Here is a 597-nt window from a genome sequence, read left to right as displayed (position 1 = left end):
CCGCATCACCACAAACGCCCACCACATCGCCGGCCGTATCCGTCAACCAAAACACCGGCAACGCCTACACCACCAGCGACCAACTCATCGCCTACATCACCGTTCCGAAGCGGCAAACCGTACTCAACCTCAAGTTCCGCCATGTATTGTCACAACTGAAGGTAGTCATCGAGTCGCCTACGGGAAACAACCAGGTGGATCTCAACGGAACCACCCTCAGCATAAACGGCACCCGGACGACATACTCGCTGGCATACACCGGCACCGCACAGGATAAGGACGGCAACGATATCACCGTACCCAGTGAAGTTGTGCCCGCCATCGCCATCGCAGGCACCGACGCACAGGCTGTGGCAGTAACTCCAAAGACCGTAGCCCGCAGTACAGGAAACGTCACGGAAGCCGCACAGGCCACCTTCGAGGGAATCCTCCCGCCGCAAACGTGCAGTCCCGTGCTTGCCTTCACCATCGAAGGAAAGACATACACCTACAAAGCCGTTGAAACCACACTGGTAGCCGGAAAAACCACCGCCTACAAGCTCAGCGTAACCAAGAGTGGCGTAGAACTCAGCAGCATCACCCTGGAAGACTGGGATA

General features: G+C 57.1%; 1 protein-coding gene. It reads left to right on the top strand.

The annotated features are described in order from the left end of the window. Positions 1-597: fimbrillin family protein (locus BACCELL_RS25450; RefSeq protein WP_007215062.1), on the top strand; the 597-nt coding region annotated here is incomplete at both ends.

This window comes from Bacteroides cellulosilyticus DSM 14838 (assembly GCF_000158035.1).
GTDB classification, from domain to species: Bacteria; Bacteroidota; Bacteroidia; order Bacteroidales; family Bacteroidaceae; genus Bacteroides; species Bacteroides cellulosilyticus.
The sequence above is the reverse complement of the archived record's forward strand: the minus strand, read 5'-3'. Positions and strand labels throughout refer to the sequence as shown.